This is a genomic window from Pseudomonas sp. QTF5 (assembly GCF_000512695.2).
Taxonomy (GTDB): domain Bacteria; phylum Pseudomonadota; class Gammaproteobacteria; order Pseudomonadales; family Pseudomonadaceae; genus Aquipseudomonas.
This window is the reverse complement of record NZ_AZRW02000016.1, coordinates 37,289-51,617: the sequence shown is the minus strand read 5'-3', so window position 1 is coordinate 51,617 and position 14,329 is coordinate 37,289. Positions and strand designations below refer to the sequence as shown.

The 14,329-nt window shown below is 58.4% G+C and carries 11 protein-coding genes; all 11 read right to left on the bottom strand.

What is annotated here, in order from left to right; all coding sequences use genetic code 11:
* Window positions 1-24: 24 nt before the first annotated feature.
* On the bottom strand, window positions 25-1,254 hold the full coding sequence (locus IC37_RS14790) for a multifunctional CCA addition/repair protein (RefSeq protein WP_030129999.1): 1,230 nt from the start codon (window positions 1,252-1,254) through the stop codon (window positions 25-27).
* Between the two features lie 65 nt (window positions 1,255-1,319).
* Window positions 1,320-2,882, bottom strand: a complete 1,563-nt coding sequence (locus IC37_RS14785; RefSeq protein ID WP_030130000.1) for a SpoVR family protein — start codon at window positions 2,880-2,882, stop codon at window positions 1,320-1,322.
* Complete coding sequence (locus tag IC37_RS14780) at window positions 2,879-4,150, bottom strand: YeaH/YhbH family protein (RefSeq protein ID WP_007904257.1); 1,272 nt, start codon at window positions 4,148-4,150, stop codon at window positions 2,879-2,881. Before IC37_RS14780 ends, IC37_RS14785 begins: the two co-directional genes overlap by 4 nt.
* Window positions 4,151-4,353: 203 nt before the next feature.
* Window positions 4,354-6,276: a PrkA family serine protein kinase gene (locus tag IC37_RS14775; RefSeq protein WP_030130001.1), complete on the bottom strand. Its 1,923-nt coding sequence runs from the start codon at window positions 6,274-6,276 to the stop codon at window positions 4,354-4,356.
* Between the two features lie 297 nt (window positions 6,277-6,573).
* On the bottom strand, window positions 6,574-6,903 hold the full coding sequence (glpE, locus tag IC37_RS14770) for a thiosulfate sulfurtransferase GlpE (RefSeq protein ID WP_030130002.1): 330 nt from the start codon (window positions 6,901-6,903) through the stop codon (window positions 6,574-6,576).
* A gap of 33 nt (window positions 6,904-6,936) precedes the next feature.
* A complete protein-coding gene (locus tag IC37_RS14765) occupies window positions 6,937-7,818 on the bottom strand; it encodes a symmetrical bis(5'-nucleosyl)-tetraphosphatase (RefSeq protein WP_030130003.1) in 882 nt (293 codons plus the stop codon).
* Window positions 7,818-8,198: a Co2+/Mg2+ efflux protein ApaG gene (gene apaG / locus IC37_RS14760; RefSeq protein ID WP_030130004.1), complete on the bottom strand. Its 381-nt coding sequence runs from the start codon at window positions 8,196-8,198 to the stop codon at window positions 7,818-7,820. The genes IC37_RS14765 and apaG overlap by 1 nt, the downstream gene beginning before the upstream one ends.
* Window positions 8,199-8,313: 115 nt before the next feature.
* Window positions 8,314-9,132, bottom strand: coding sequence for a 16S rRNA (adenine(1518)-N(6)/adenine(1519)-N(6))-dimethyltransferase RsmA (rsmA, locus tag IC37_RS14755; RefSeq protein ID WP_030130005.1), 819 nt, complete (start codon window positions 9,130-9,132; stop codon window positions 8,314-8,316).
* The gene (pdxA, locus tag IC37_RS14750) at window positions 9,129-10,118 is read right to left on the bottom strand and encodes a 4-hydroxythreonine-4-phosphate dehydrogenase PdxA (RefSeq protein ID WP_030130006.1); all 990 of its coding nucleotides are present in this window, start codon (window positions 10,116-10,118) and stop codon (window positions 9,129-9,131) included. The genes rsmA and pdxA overlap by 4 nt, the downstream gene beginning before the upstream one ends.
* Window positions 10,115-11,431, bottom strand: a complete 1,317-nt coding sequence (surA, locus tag IC37_RS14745; protein ID WP_033864892.1) for a peptidylprolyl isomerase SurA — start codon at window positions 11,429-11,431, stop codon at window positions 10,115-10,117. Before surA ends, pdxA begins: the two co-directional genes overlap by 4 nt.
* The gene (locus IC37_RS14740; protein ID WP_030130008.1) at window positions 11,412-14,210 is read right to left on the bottom strand and encodes an LPS-assembly protein LptD; all 2,799 of its coding nucleotides are present in this window, start codon (window positions 14,208-14,210) and stop codon (window positions 11,412-11,414) included. Before IC37_RS14740 ends, surA begins: the two co-directional genes overlap by 20 nt.
* Window positions 14,211-14,329 lie beyond the last annotated feature (119 nt).

Genomic DNA, 14,329 nt, shown 5'->3' with positions numbered 1-14,329 from the left:
GAGCCGGGCTTGCCCGCGATGCTTTCAAACTGACGCCGCCTCTTTGTAAGCCTTCAACGCCTTGAGCCGCTCGCGCTTGATCGCCTCGCCCAACTCCGGTCCCTTGAAGCCCTTCTCCAGCAATGGCTGAACCGCAACGCTTCGCGCCGCAGTTGCCGCGCCCCGCAAATAATCCGCCTGTGGATAACTTCTCTGCTCCAGGCCTTTACGCCCCCGAGCGTCCATCTCGCACGCCGCGATAAATTCCTCAAAGCGCTGGGGTCGACGATAGACGTCGAAACTCTGCAGCAACTCCAATAAGGTCGACGGTTTCAGCTCCAGCGCACGATGGCCATGGGTGTGATACTCGCCTACCAGCAGCGCCAGTTCCTGACAGTCCTTCGGTGCCTTGAAACGCTCGTTGACCGCTTTGATCAGCTTCAGGCCATTGTGCTCGTGGGCGATGTGGCGGGGCCATTCTTCCTCAGGCGTCAATCCTTTGCCCAGGTCATGCAGCAAGCAGGCCCAGCGTACGGTCAGCGGTTGTTTGTGCAGCGCCGCTTGCTCCAGCACGCTCAGGGTATGCACGCCAGTGTCGATTTCCGGGTGATGGGCTTCGGGTTGCGGTACGCCGAACAGTGCGTCGACTTCCGGCATCAGTACCTTGAGAGCACCGCACTCGCGCAGCACCGCGATGAACACCTGGGGCTGCTCCTCCATCAGCGCGCGGGCGATTTCTTTCCAGCTGCGTTCCGCGGTCAACGCTTCCAATTCACCTGATTCGCTGAGTTGGCGCATCAGCTCCAATGTCTCGGGGGCGACGGTGAAGCCCAGTTCCGCGTAACGCGCGGCGAAGCGGGCAACGCGCAAGACACGGAGAGGATCTTCGGCGAACGCGGGGGAAACGTGACGAAGAAGGCGCGCCTCGAGATCCCGTTGACCATGGTAAGGGTCGGTCAGGTTCTGGTGATCGTCTTCGGCCATGGCGTTGATCGTCAGGTCGCGACGAATCAGATCTTCTTCGAGCGTGACGTCGGGGCTGGCGTGAAAGATGAAGCCGCCGTAGCCGCGCCCGTTTTTGCGTTCAGTGCGGGCGAGGGCGTATTCCTCACCGCTTTTTGGGTGAAGAAACACCGGGAAGTCCGCGCCCACCGGACGAAAGCCCTTGGCGAGCATTTCTTCGGTGGTGGCGCCCACAACGACCCAGTCGATATCGGTGACAGGTTTGCCCAGCAGGCGATCGCGGACCGCTCCACCGACTTTATAAATCTGCATAAAAAACCTCCGTTAGCCCGACAGAATAACCTTTGCGTCGAACTTCCGGAGGCAGAAAAACAGGATCAAAGATGAATGACTGCCAAGTCCAGCCGGCCGTAGTCCCCCTCGCCATGCTCGCTTCGGGGCGGAACATGATGGGTTTTCATTACCTGATCTCCTTGCAGGGTTTCCAGATGAATGTCGAAGCCCCAGAGGCGGTGCAGGTGCTTGAGCACTTCGTCGGTAGAGTCGCCCAGCGGTTTGCGGTCGTGTTGCTGGTGACGCAAAGTCAGGGAGCGGTCGCCACGCCGATCGATACTGTAGATCTGTATGTTGGGTTCGCGATTGCCCAGGTTGTATTGTGCCGCCAGGGTTTCACGAATGGTTCGATAGCCTTCTTCGTCGTGTATCGCTGGAACCAGCAGATCGTCCTTCTGATCGTCATCGAGGATGCTGAACAGCTTGAGGTCGCGGATCACCTTGGGTGACAGGTACTGCAGGATGAAACTCTCGTCCTTGAAGCTGCTCATGGCGAATTTGATGCTGGACAGCCAGTCGGTGCCAGCGATTTCCGGAAACCAGCGATAGTCCTCTTCGGTGGGGTGTTCGCATATCCGGCGGATATCGCGATACATGGCAAAACCCAGGGTGTATGGGTTGATGCCGTTGTAGTAGGGGCTGTCGAAGCCGGGTTGAAAGACCACGCTGGTATGGGAAGTCAGAAATTCCATCATGAAGCCTTCGGTGACCAGGCCTTCGTCATACAAGTCGTTCATCAAGGTGTAGTGCCAGAACGTGGCCCAGCCTTCGTTCATCACCTGGGTCTGGCGCTGTGGATAAAAATACTGGGCGATCTTGCGCACGATCCGCACGATTTCGCGCTGCCAAGGCTCCAGCAACGGGGCGTGTTTTTCGATGAAGTACAGGATATTTTCCTGAGGTTCGGCGGGGAAGCGTGCGTTGTCCTTGTCGCTGTACTTGTCCGCGCCTTTTGGGATGGTCCGCCACAAATCGTTGATCTGCTTTTGCAGATGCTCTTCCCGATCCTTCTGCCGACGGCGTTCTTCTTCGGCGGAAATCGGATAAGGGCGTTTGTAACGGTCGACGCCGTAATTCATCAGCGCATGGCAGGAATCGAGCAAGTCCTCTACCGCGTCGATCCCGTGGCGTTCTTCGCACTGCATGATGTACTGCTTGGCGAACACCAGGTAATCGATGATCGAGCTGGCGTCGGTCCAGGTGCGGAACAGGTAGTTGCCTTTGAAAAAACTGTTATGGCCGTAGCACGCGTGAGCCACCACCAGCGCCTGCATGCAGATGGTGTTTTCTTCCATGAGATAGGCTATGCAGGGGTCCGAGTTGATCACAATCTCGTAGGCCAGACCCATCTGGCCACGACTGTAGGATTTTTCGGTGCTGAGGAAGTGTTTGCCATAGGACCAATGGTGATAACCCAAGGGCATGCCGACAGAGGCGTAGGCATCCATCATCTGCTCGGCGGTGATCACTTCGATCTGGTTGGGGTAGGTATCCAGCGCGTAGCGGGCCGCGAGACGACTGATTTCGCGGTCGTAGGCCTGGATCAGCTCGAATGTCCATTCGGAGCCGGTGGAAATGGGTTGGCGCTTCTGCTCTTTGGCGGTCATGTCACTAACCTGCGCTGGAAGAGTTCACGAAAGACCGGGTAGATATCCCCGGCCGAGACCAGTTGTTGCTGGGCAAAAGTGTCAGAGAAGGCTTCGGCGATGCGTTCGTACTCGAACCACAGGGCCTGATGTTCGCGCGGGGTAATCTCAACATAAGTGTAGTACTGCACGAACGGCATGATCTGATTGATCAGGATGTCGCGGCAGATCGGCGAATCGTCGTTCCAGTTGTCGCCGTCGGACGCCTGTGCGGCATAGATGTTCCATTCATTGCTCGGATAACGCTCGGCCATGATCTCCTGCATCAGTTTCAGGGCGCTGGAGACGATGGTACCGCCGGTTTCCCGAGAATAGAAAAATTCCTCCTCATCCACTTCACGGGCGCTGGTGTGGTGGCGGATGAACACGACGTCGATTTTGTCGTAGTTGCGCTTGAGAAACAGGTACAGCAGGATGAAGAAGCGTTTGGCGATGTCCTTGGTCGCCTGGGTCATGGAGCCGGACACGTCCATCAGGCAGAACATCACTGCTTTGGAGCTGGGGTTCGGCTGCTTGATCAGCAGGTTGTACTTGAGGTCAAAGGTGTCGAGAAATGGCACTCGGTGAATGCGCGCGCTGAGTTTCTCGATTTCTGCTTCGAGCTCCTGGATATCGCCGAAGTTGTCCGGTTCCTCCCGTTTAAGCCGCAGTAGTTCCTCTTTGACTTCGCGCAATTTCGCCCGGCTGCTGCCAGACAAGGCAATGCGCCGGGCATGGGCCGAACGCAGCGTGCGGATAATGTTGATCCGTGACGGGTTGCCCTCATTGCTGATGCCTGCGCGTACGGTCTTGAAGGTGTCGGTGCCGGTCAGGTGGCGTTTGACCAGGTTTGGCAATTCAAGATCCTCGAACATGAATTCAAGGAATTCCTCCTGGGTAATCTGGAAGACGAACTCGTCCATCCCTTCACCCGTGTTACCGGCTTTGCCGGGACCTCTACCGCCGCCACCTCCGGGCGGACGGGCAATGTGCTCGCCGCTGGTGAATTCTTTGTTGCCGGGGTGCACGATGGTTTGTTTGCCGCCACGACCGTGGTGAAGCACTGGCTCGTCGATGTCGCGGCCGGGAATGCTGATCTGCTCGCCGTGTTCCATATCGGTAATGGAGCGCCGGCTGACCGCCTCTTCGACAGCCTTTTTGATGTGATCACGGTAGCGCCGCAGAAACCGCTGACGGTTTACCGTGCTCTTGTTCTTGCCATTGAGACGTCGGTCGATCACATAGCTCATGACTGCTCCTTAGAAGCTGTCCTGAAAGGGGCGAGCGCTAACGCAGCATAAGGCCAGTGCCGGGGAGGTGTACACGCTCCCCCCAAGCGCTTTGATGCTGCCTGAACCTCGCTACCGCATTTCGGACACCTCCAGAGGCCTGTGTAACAGAAAAAGCGTAAACAGGCCTCGGGCTAACGACAACCGGTCTGACCGGCAGCGGGTTACTGTGATTTTCTGACCCGCAAGTACCACTCGGACAGCAGTCGTACCTGTTTGTCGGTGTAGCCCCGCTCGACCATCCGTGTGACGAAGTCGTTGTGCTTCTGCTGGTCCTCTTTGCTGGCCTTGGCGTTGAAGCTGATGACCGGCAGCAGGTCCTCGGTGTTGGAGAACATTTTTTTCTCGATAACCACCCGCAGTTTTTCGTAGCTGAGCCAGGTTGGGTTCTTGCCGTTGTTGTTGGCTCGGGCGCGCAGTACGAAGTTGACGATTTCGTTGCGGAAATCCTTCGGATTGCTGATGCCCGCCGGTTTTTCGATTTTCTCCAGTTCTTCGTTCAGGGCCACGCGGTTGAGGATCTCGCCGGTTTCCGGATCGCGATATTCCTGATCCTGAATCCAGAAGTCGGCGTACAGCACGTAGCGATCGAAGATGTTCTGGCCGTACTCGCTGTAAGACTCGAGGTAGGCAGTCTGGATCTCCTTGCCGATGAATTCGATATAACGCGGCGCCAGGTACTCTTTCAGGAAGCGCAGATAGCGTTCCCGGGTCTCGGCCTGGAATTGTTCCTGTTCGATCTGCTGTTCCAGCACGTAGAGCAGATGCACCGGGTTGGCGGCGATTTCGTGCGGATCGAAGTTGAAGACCTTCGACAGAATCTTGAAGGCGAAGCGGGTCGACAGACCGTTCATGCCTTCGTCGACTCCCGCTGCGTCGCGGTATTCCTGGATCGACTTGGCCTTCGGATCGGTGTCCTTGAGGTTTTCGCCGTCATACACGCGCATCTTGGAGTAGATGTTGGAGTTTTCCGGCTCTTTGAGGCGCGAGAGCACGGTGAACTGAGCGAGCATTTTCAGGGTGTCGGGCGCGCAATGGGCCTTGGCCAGCGAGCTGTTGAACAGGAGCTTGTCGTAGATCTTCACTTCGTCGCTGACGCGCAGGCAGTACGGCACTTTGACGATATAGATCCGGTCGATGAAGGCTTCGTTGTTCTTGTTGTTACGGAAGGTGTGCCATTCCGATTCGTTGGAGTGGGCCAGCAGGATCCCGGTAAACGGAATCGCCCCCAGGCCTTCGGTACTGTTGTAGTTGCCTTCCTGGGTGGCCGTCAGCAATGGGTGCAGCACCTTGATCGGTGCCTTGAACATTTCGACGAACTCCATCAGGCCCTGGTTCGCCCGGCACAGTGCCCCCGAGTAGCTGTAGGCATCGGCGTCGTTCTGCGGAAACTCTTCCAGTTTTCGAATATCGACCTTGCCCACCAGTGCCGAGATGTCCTGGTTGTTTTCATCTCCCGGCTCGGTTTTCGCGACCGCGATCTGGTTGAGGATCGACGGATAGAGTTTCACTACGCGGAACTGGCTGATGTCGCCGCCGAATTCGGCCAGGCGCTTGGTGGCCCATGGCGACATGATGGTATTGAGATAGCGCCGGGGAATGCCGAAGTCTTCTTCGAGGATCGCGCCATCTTCGGTGGCGTTGAACAGACCCAGAGGCGACTCGAAAACCGGCGAGCCCTTGATTGCATAGAAGGGCACTTTCTCGATCAGTTGTTTGAGCTTTTCGGCCAGGGACGACTTACCGCCACCGACAGGGCCAAGCAGGTAGAGGATCTGTTTCTTTTCTTCCAGACCCTGAGCGGCATGGCGGAAATACGACACAATCTGGTCGATGCATTCTTCCATCCCGTGGAAGTCTTCAAAGGCCGGATAGCGGCGGATCACCTTGTTGGAAAAGATTCGCGACAGCCTCGAGTTGGTCGAGGTGTCGAGCAGCTCCGGTTCACCGATGGCCAGCAAAAGACGCTCAGCTGCGGAAGCGTAGGCGCTGCGGTCCTTTTTGCACAGCTCCAGGTACTCTTGCAGAGTGAGTTCTTCCTGGCGCGTGGACTCGAAGCGTTGTTGGAAGTGGCTAAAGATACTCATGACGTCACCTCGCTCGATACGTGGAGCCGACGCCGGATCAGTCAGTCGATGCTGGCAAGCAACTGAATATGCAGTTGCTGTTTACCCCCCAGAACACCTTCAGGGTATCAACCCCGAAAGCTACTCCCGATGACCCGCGCGCCGGTGTACCGGCTCTCCCCTGTTTTGGATGGCCTGCGCTTAAGGATAGTTCGGAATCTTGAAGGTAAAGGCGCAATAAGTAATTAGTTGTGGCAGGCCGTTCGTCAGTCAGCGCGCGAACCCACGGGGGCCGGGCCTTGCGCGCCTTGAAAAAAATTATTCGGAAGTGCCTTGCGCCGTTTCCGAAGGATAGGTCGTACGCCACAGCTCAAAACCGCCGTCCATGCTGTAGACGTCGGAGAAGCCCTGGCTGATCAGATAAGCAGCCGCGCCCTGACTGGAATTGCCGTGATAGCAGACCACTACCGTCGGCGCATCCAGGTCAGCGCCCTGAATGAAAGCGTGCAGAGAATGATTGTCCAGATGCTTCGAACCGGCGATGTGCAGCGCAGCAAAAGTTGCCGGATCGCGGACATCGACCACCACCGCGCCTTGTTCGCGCAGGGCCTGGGCCTGTTCTGGGGGGATACGTTTGAATTCGCTCATGGCGGGCTCCTGTGGCTCGGCTGAAAGCGCAGTCTAGCGCGGGGCGCTGGCTGACGTTTGTTCGGGAATAGAGGCGGCGACAGCCGGCCGAGTGTGGCCATGGGCGTCGCATTTACATTGCAGGCGTTCAAAGGTGTCGACATTCATCAGGGTCATGGCGCCACCCCAGACGCAACCGGTGTCGAGCGCAAACAGACCTGGCTCGTTGCACTGGCCTTCGAGCGCCGCCCAATGGCCGAAGATGATCTTCAGGCCTTTGGTCTTGCGCTCCTTGTGGGTGAACCACGGCGCATAACCCGGCGGTGCGGTGTCGATGCCTTCCTTGCCCTTGAGGTCGAGTTTGCCGTCACTGGTGCAGAAGCGCATCCGGGTGAAATAGTTGGTGATGACTCGCAGCCGGGCCGCGCCTTTGAGGTCGCTGTCCCATTTCACCGGCTCGTTGCCGTACATACCGTCAAGGTAAGGCGCGAAGCGGTTGTCGTCGTGCAGGGCTTCTTCGACTTCGGCGGCGCACTTCAAGGCTTTGCGCAGCGACCATTGAGGCGGGATGCCGGCATGGACCAGGGCGATATCGCGCTGCTCGTCGTAGTGCATGAGCTTTTGTTGTCGCACCCACTCCAGCAATTCCGCGCTATCGGGTGCTTCAAGAATCTCGCGCAGCGTGTCGGCCTTCTTCAGGCGTTCGATGTTTTGCCCGACGGCCAGCAAGTGCAGGTCATGATTGCCGAGTACACAGATCAGCGATTCGCGGATGCTAAAGAGGAAGCGCAAGGTTTCCAGCGACTGTGGGCCCCGGTTGATGAGGTCACCCACCAGCCACAGGCGGTCCTGTGCAGGGTCGAAGGCAACTTGCTTGAGCAGGCATTGCAGCGGTTCAAGGCAACCTTGCAAGTCGCCGACGGCATACGTCGCCATCAGTGCAGGGCTCCGGGTACCGCCAGACGAAACGGAGCGATGACAGCATCGAAGTGTTTGCCGTCGTCAGCGACCATTTCATACGTGCCTTGCATTGTGCCGACCTTGGAGGTCATGACAGTGCCGCTGCTGTAAGTGTGGCTCTTGCCCACGTCGATCAACGGCTGTTGGCCGACGACGCCCGCACCGCGAACCTCCTCGACATGCCCGTCACCGTCGGTGATCACCCAATGCCGTGAAAGCAGTTTGGCGGGTAGCAAGCCATTGTTTTGCACGGTGATGGTGTAGGCGAAGGCAAAGCGGTTGTGCTCGGGTTGCGATTGTTCTGCCAGATAGCGGGTGGCGACGCTGACGTCGACCTGATAACGAGGATCGGACATGCAAAAGGCCTTAGAAACGAAGCGGGACGCGGGGCGTAGCTGATAGAAGTCAGTCTAGGCCAAGTATCGGGTAGTAAACCAGAGTGGCGTCCTACCCGATAGCGCTCATCGCCTGTCAGTCGGTGGCAGGCTTTTGTAGGACTTGTTCGCTGAGCTTGTCGGCCAGACGCACGAAGGCAGCCAGATCGAGCTGCTCGGGGCGCAGGCTGCCATCGACGCCGGCGGCTTCGATTTCAGCGTTGCTCAGCAGCAGTTTGAGGGTGTTGCGCAATGTTTTGCGGCGCTGGTTGAAGGCTTCGCGCACGACGCGCTCCAGCAGTTTGTGATCTTTGGCTGGATGTGGGAGTACTGCGTGAGGCACCAGACGCACGATGGCCGAATCGACTTTCGGCGGCGGATTGAACGCCCCCGGGCCAACGTTGAACAGGTGTTCGACCCGGCAGTGATACTGAACCATGATCGACAGGCGACCCCAGTCACCGCCGCCAGGACCTGCCGCCAGGCGCTCGACCACTTCCTTTTGCAGCATGAAGTGCATGTCGCGGATCAGGTGGGAGTTGTGCAGTAGATGAAAAATCAGCGGTGTAGAGATGTTGTACGGCAGGTTGCCGACCACTCGCAGGCTGTTCGGCGCGGCATTCAGGCTGTTGAAGTCGAACTTCAGCGCGTCGCCCTGATGCAGGTGGAAATTGCTCTTGCCGGCGAACTGTTGGTTGAGGATCGGGATCAGGTCCTTGTCCAGCTCCACCACGTCCAGCTGGGCGCCACTGTTGAGCAGGCCTGCGGTCAATGCACCCTGGCCCGGGCCAATTTCCAGCAGGCGGTCTTCGGGTTTGGCATGGATAGAACGCAGGATGCGGTCGATAACGCCGGCATCGTGCAGGAAATTCTGGCCGAAGCGCTTGCGCGCCTTGTGTTGGTAATGCTCGGTCATAAACGGGTCTCGGCCATCTGGTAGGCGGTTTCCAGGGCGACTTGCAGGCTGCCGGTATCGATTTTGCCGCTGCCGGCCAGATCCAGGGCGGTGCCGTGGTCGACTGACGTGCGAATGATCGGCAAGCCGAGGGTCACATTGACTGCCGCGCCGAAGCCTTTGTATTTCAGCACGGGCAGGCCCTGGTCGTGGTACATCGCCAGCACCGCGTCGCAGTGCTCCAGATATTTGGGGGTAAACAGAGTGTCGGCGGGCAGGGGACCGCGAAGGTCCATGCCCTCGCCGCGCAGGCGCTCTAATGTAGGTTCGATGATGTCGATTTCTTCATGGCCCAGGTGACCGCCTTCACCGGCGTGCGGGTTAAGCCCGCAAACCAGGATGCGGGGCTGGGCGATGCCGAATTTTTTTTGCAGGTCGGCGTGCAGAATCCGTGTGACCCGCTCCAGGCGCTCCGGCGTGATTGCATCGGCAATCTCGCGAAGGGGCAGGTGAGTGGTAACCAGTGCCACGCGCAAGCCACGAGTGGCGAGCATCATCACCACTTGCGCGGTATGAGTCAGGTCCGCAAGAAACTCAGTGTGCCCGGAAAAGGCGATTCCGGATTCATTGATCACACCCTTGTGCACAGGGGCGGTGATCATGCCGGCGAAATGTCCGTCCAGGCAGCCCTGACCAGCGCGGGTCAGGGTTTCCAGAACGAAAGCCGCATTGGCTTTGTCCAGTTGCCCGGCGGTGACCTTGGCGTTAAGTGGCGTATCCCACACATACAGGCTGTTGGCCTGCGCGGGAGCATCCGGCCAGCTGTCCGGCGTTACCGGCAGCAGATCGACAACCACACCCAGCTGCGCGGCCCGCTCGATGAGCAGGTCGCGGCTGGTAATGGCAATCAGAGGGTATGGCTGGGCTTGCGAGGCGAGCAGCAGGCACAGGTCGGGACCTATGCCGGCCGGTTCGCCGGGGGTCAACGCGAAACGCTTGGGTTTCACGGTGTTGCCTGGTCTGCACCAGGGAGCTTGATTTCTACATACGCTTCGTCACGGATCTGACGCAGCCAGGTTTGCAGCTCTTCGTCGTATTTGCGGTTACGCAGTACGGTCATCGCTTGCTGTTCGCGGGCCTGGGTGGTGCTGTCAGTGGCGCGACGGCCAAGGACTTCCAGAACGTGCCAGCCATATTGGGTTTGAAACGGCTTGGACAGCTGACCTTGTGGGGTCTTGGCCATCACTTCGCGGAATTCAGGCACCAGCGCATTCGGGTCGATCCAGTTCAGGTCACCCCCGTTGAGGGCCGAGCCCGGGTCTTCCGAGAAGCTTTTCGCCAGTTCGCCGAAATCTTCGCCCGCTTCGATACGGGAATAGAGCGATTGAGCCAGGGCTTTGGTTTTTTCTTCGTCGCGGATCGGGCTTGGTTTGACCAGGATGTGACGCACATGCACTTCGTCACGCACCTGGGCTTCGCCGCCACGCTTGTCGAGGATCTTCAGGATGATGAAGCCGCCCGGCGTGCGCATTGGCTGGGTAACGTCGCCAACCGTCATGGTGCTCAGCAGGCGATCGAACGGAGGTGGCAGTTGAGCGGCTTTACGCCAGCCCATGTCGCCGCCTTCCAGCGCGGTTTCGCTGGCGGATTTGGCGATTGCCAGCTGGCCGAAGTCAGCGCCTTGCTTGAGTTGCTGGTAAACCGCGTCGGCTTGCTTGGCTGCATTCTGAATCGCGTCGGAGTTGGCGCTTTCCGGCGTAGGAATCAGGATGTTGGCCAGACGGAATTCTTCGGACAGCTGCATCTTGCCGAGGTCGGACGCCAGGAAGTTCTTCACTTCCTGCTCAGACACCTGAATGCGTTCCGCTACACGGCGCTGACGCACACGGCTGATGACCATTTCGCGGCGGATCTGGTCACGAGCGTCGTCATAAGACAGGCCGTCGCGAGCCAGGGCCGCGCGGAATTGTTCGATGGACATGTTATTGCGCTGGGCAATGGTGCCGACTGCCTGGTTCAGTTCTTCATCGGTGATGCGGATGCCGGAGCGTTCGCCGATCTGCAGTTGCAGGTTTTCGACGATCAGACGCTCGAGCACCTGCTGATCCAGTACGCCTGCAGGCGGTACGGCAGCACCGCGTTTGGCGATGGTTTGCTGAACTTCATGGACACGCTGGTCCAGCTGGCTTTGCATGACCACGTCGTTGTCGACGATGGCCACCACTTTATCGATGGACTGTACCGCGGCGTTGGCCGCGGTACCCAGGAACAGCGCGCCCAGCATTAGCGGGCGCAGACAATCAGAAAGCTTGGTCTTCACGTTCACGATAACCTTGGATGCCTTTGTCGAGGAAGCTCTCTACCTTGGCGCCAGTGAGGCCGCCGAGTCCCTTCAGAACAATTTGGAGGAAGACGCCGTGGTCGCCTTTTTCGTTTTCCGGGGCGGCTTGACTGAACTCTTCATAGTCGACCCAGTAACGGTTGATAAGGCGCAGTTTCCAGCAGCAGTTGTCGTACTCGAAACCACCGAAGGCTTCCAGGGTACGGTTGCGGTTGTAGTCATACTGCCAGCGGCTGATGGCGTTCCACTGCGGCACGATCGGCCAGATCACCGAGAAGTCGTGCTGCTTGATCTTGTAGTAGTCCTTCACGTAACCAGGAGTGCCCGGAGTGCCGTAGTCACCGCCACCCACCGTCCATTGACCGGTGTTCTGGTCATAACGGACCTGGTCGTTGCGATAGCGATAGCCGGCGTTGATGACTTTGTTCGGGTTGTCTTCCGGCTGGTAGTGGAACATCGCGCTGCCCGAGCGAGGGCTGCGGCTGTCCGGGTCCCAGTTGTAGTCGGCGGTGGTGCGCCAATCACGGTTCCAGCGGTATTCGTATTCAAGTGCATATGGCGAAACACTGGCTTGTGCGTCGTCGCGGGTTTTCGCATCGATACCCGGCAACTGGACTTCGCGGTCCTTGAAGTACAAAGCCTGGCCGACGCTGATGCGTTGACGCTCGAAACCGTTGTCTTCGATCCAGCGGTTGGTCACGCCCAGCGACAGCTTGTTCTCGTCACCGACACGGTCGGAGCCGGAGAAGCGGTTGTCGCGGAACAGCGAGGCGTAGTTGAAGGTGTATTCGCCTGTATCGAATACCGGAATGTCTTCCTGATCAGTCTCAGGGACGTAGAGGTAGAACAAGCGCGGTTCGAGGGTTTGGCGATAGTTTTTGCCGAACCATTGAGTGTTGCGATCGAAGTACAGGCCGCTGTCGATGCTCGCGATCGGCACCCCACGGTTCTGGTTACGACTGTAGGTACCGTTGAGTCGGTCCGCCTCTGCACTTTGCGCAGCAATCTGGCTCTTGCCGGTGCCATCCAGATCCAGATCGTATTGTGTGTACTGGTACTTCAGGGATGGTTTCAAGAAACCATAAGTCCAGTCCAACGGCAGGCTGACACCCGGCTTGAGGTTCAAACGGTTGCCGTTGGCTCGTGCCAAGCCTTGTACGTTGTTATCAAGACGCGGTGCGACCGTGCCGTCTTCGTTTACGTAGTTCCCATCGAGCAGGTCACGCTCAAACCGCACCAGCTCTGTCTCGTAATCGAAATTCAGCCCTTGCGGATGATATGGCAGCTGACCATTGAAGGTGATCTGCGGTAAACGATCATACGGCGTGATGTTCGAAACAGTCGCCAGCTGATAAGCCTGGGCGTTCAAACGAGCGGCATAGCTGTCGCCACGATAGGTGACAGAGCCCTGCTGGTTCACGTAGTCGGAACTTTTCACGCCAATCTGGTCGGTCTGCAGATCCTGGAAGTAATACGGATCGCTGATCTTGGTGTAATCAACTTGCGTAAAGACGCGCGAGTCGAGGCCACCCTTGTGCTGCCAGTTGTACATGTAGCGGGTTTTTTCGTATTCACTCTGCAGCTTGCGATCGTCGTTTTCGTCGTTGAGGTACGCGGCGCCGAACTGACCTTCGCTGGACTTGGTCAGGTAGCGGAACTCGCCTTCCATCAACAGGCCACGCTTGCTCATGTAGCGCGGGTACAACGTGGCATCGTAGTTCGGTGCCAGGTTGAAGTAATACGGGGTGACCAGCAGGAAGCCGGTATCGCTGCCGGTGCCGATGGTCGGCGGCAGGAAGCCGGACTGGCGACGGTCGTCGATCGGGAAATAGATGTACGGCGTATACAGAACCGGAATGTCCTTGACCCGCAGCGTCACGTTGGTTGCGGTACCGAAACCGGTGGCCGGGTTCAAGGTGATGTTGTTGCCCTTGAGCTGCCAGGCGTTGCTGTCCGGTTCGCACGTGGTGTACGTACCATCCTTGAGGCGGATGATCGCGTTCTCGGCACGCTTGGCGTACAGCGCGTTACCGCGGATGCGCGATTTGTGCATCACGTATTCGGCGTTGTCGACCTTGGCTTCACCGGTGTCGAGCTGCACGTCGGCGTGGTCGCCCACGATCAGTGCGCCGTTGTCGCGAACACGGACGTTGCCGCTCAGTTCGCCACGGCTCTCGGCCTGATACAGGTTCGCTTCGTCGGCTTCGACCTGCATGCTGCCCTGACGCATGACCACGTCACCGGCCAGGGTGGCGACCTGCTCATCCTGCTTATAACGAGAGGCTTTGGCACCGAGAAAGGTCGGAGCGTCACTTTTATTCGTCTTGTCATTCATGCCAGGACGAATCGGTTCGATATAGGAACCAGAGCAGTAAGGACCGGTTTCTGCCAATTGCGCTGCGGTGAGCTTCTCGCGTGGAACCCAGTCGAGGTGGCTGTAGTCTTCACTACGCGACTTCAGGCCGCGGCCCTTGGACTCGGTAACCAGCACAGGTTTGGCGCCGGTGTCTGCGCTGGAACCGGTGTCTGCCGGGGCTTCACCGGTGGCGGAAACTGCGCTGCCGTCATGGACAGGACGGGGTGGCAATGCCGCAGCCGGCGCCTTTGGCGCACAGTCCCAGGCACCCGAAGCAGAGACTGAGCAGTCATACTGTTCCGCGGCGACCACGAACGACGTGGCCAGGGGTTGCAGGGCCAGCAGACTGCCGGTGACCAACAACGGAAATTTTTTACGAAACGCGGGGGATTTCAATGCCATCTTATTAGTCCGGGCTTCCTGCGTGCCATCTGCCCGCGGTGTGGGCCGCACGCCTCTCGATGGTCTGAAAGTTGGGTAGGAACAGACCATTTCTGGCCTGCTCCCCCCTAAAAACCGTA

Excerpts from the sequence above, each read along its gene's own strand:
- IC37_RS14790 (WP_030129999.1), bottom strand. The coding sequence starts at position 1,254 with ATGCAGATTTATAAAGTCGGTGGAGCGGTCCGCGATCGCCTGCTGGGC.
- IC37_RS14785 (WP_030130000.1), bottom strand. The coding sequence starts at position 2,882 with ATGACCGCCAAAGAGCAGAAGCGCCAACCCATTTCCACCGGCTCCGAA.
- IC37_RS14780 (WP_007904257.1), bottom strand. The coding sequence starts at position 4,150 with ATGAGCTATGTGATCGACCGACGTCTCAATGGCAAGAACAAGAGCACG.
- IC37_RS14775 (WP_030130001.1), bottom strand. The coding sequence starts at position 6,276 with ATGAGTATCTTTAGCCACTTCCAACAACGCTTCGAGTCCACGCGCCAG.
- glpE (WP_030130002.1), bottom strand. The coding sequence starts at position 6,903 with ATGAGCGAATTCAAACGTATCCCCCCAGAACAGGCCCAGGCCCTGCGC.
- IC37_RS14765 (WP_030130003.1), bottom strand. The coding sequence starts at position 7,818 with ATGGCGACGTATGCCGTCGGCGACTTGCAAGGTTGCCTTGAACCGCTG.
- apaG (WP_030130004.1), bottom strand. The coding sequence starts at position 8,198 with ATGTCCGATCCTCGTTATCAGGTCGACGTCAGCGTCGCCACCCGCTAT.
- rsmA (WP_030130005.1), bottom strand. The coding sequence starts at position 9,132 with ATGACCGAGCATTACCAACACAAGGCGCGCAAGCGCTTCGGCCAGAAT.
- IC37_RS14740 (WP_030130008.1), bottom strand. The coding sequence starts at position 14,210 with ATGGCATTGAAATCCCCCGCGTTTCGTAAAAAATTTCCGTTGTTGGTC.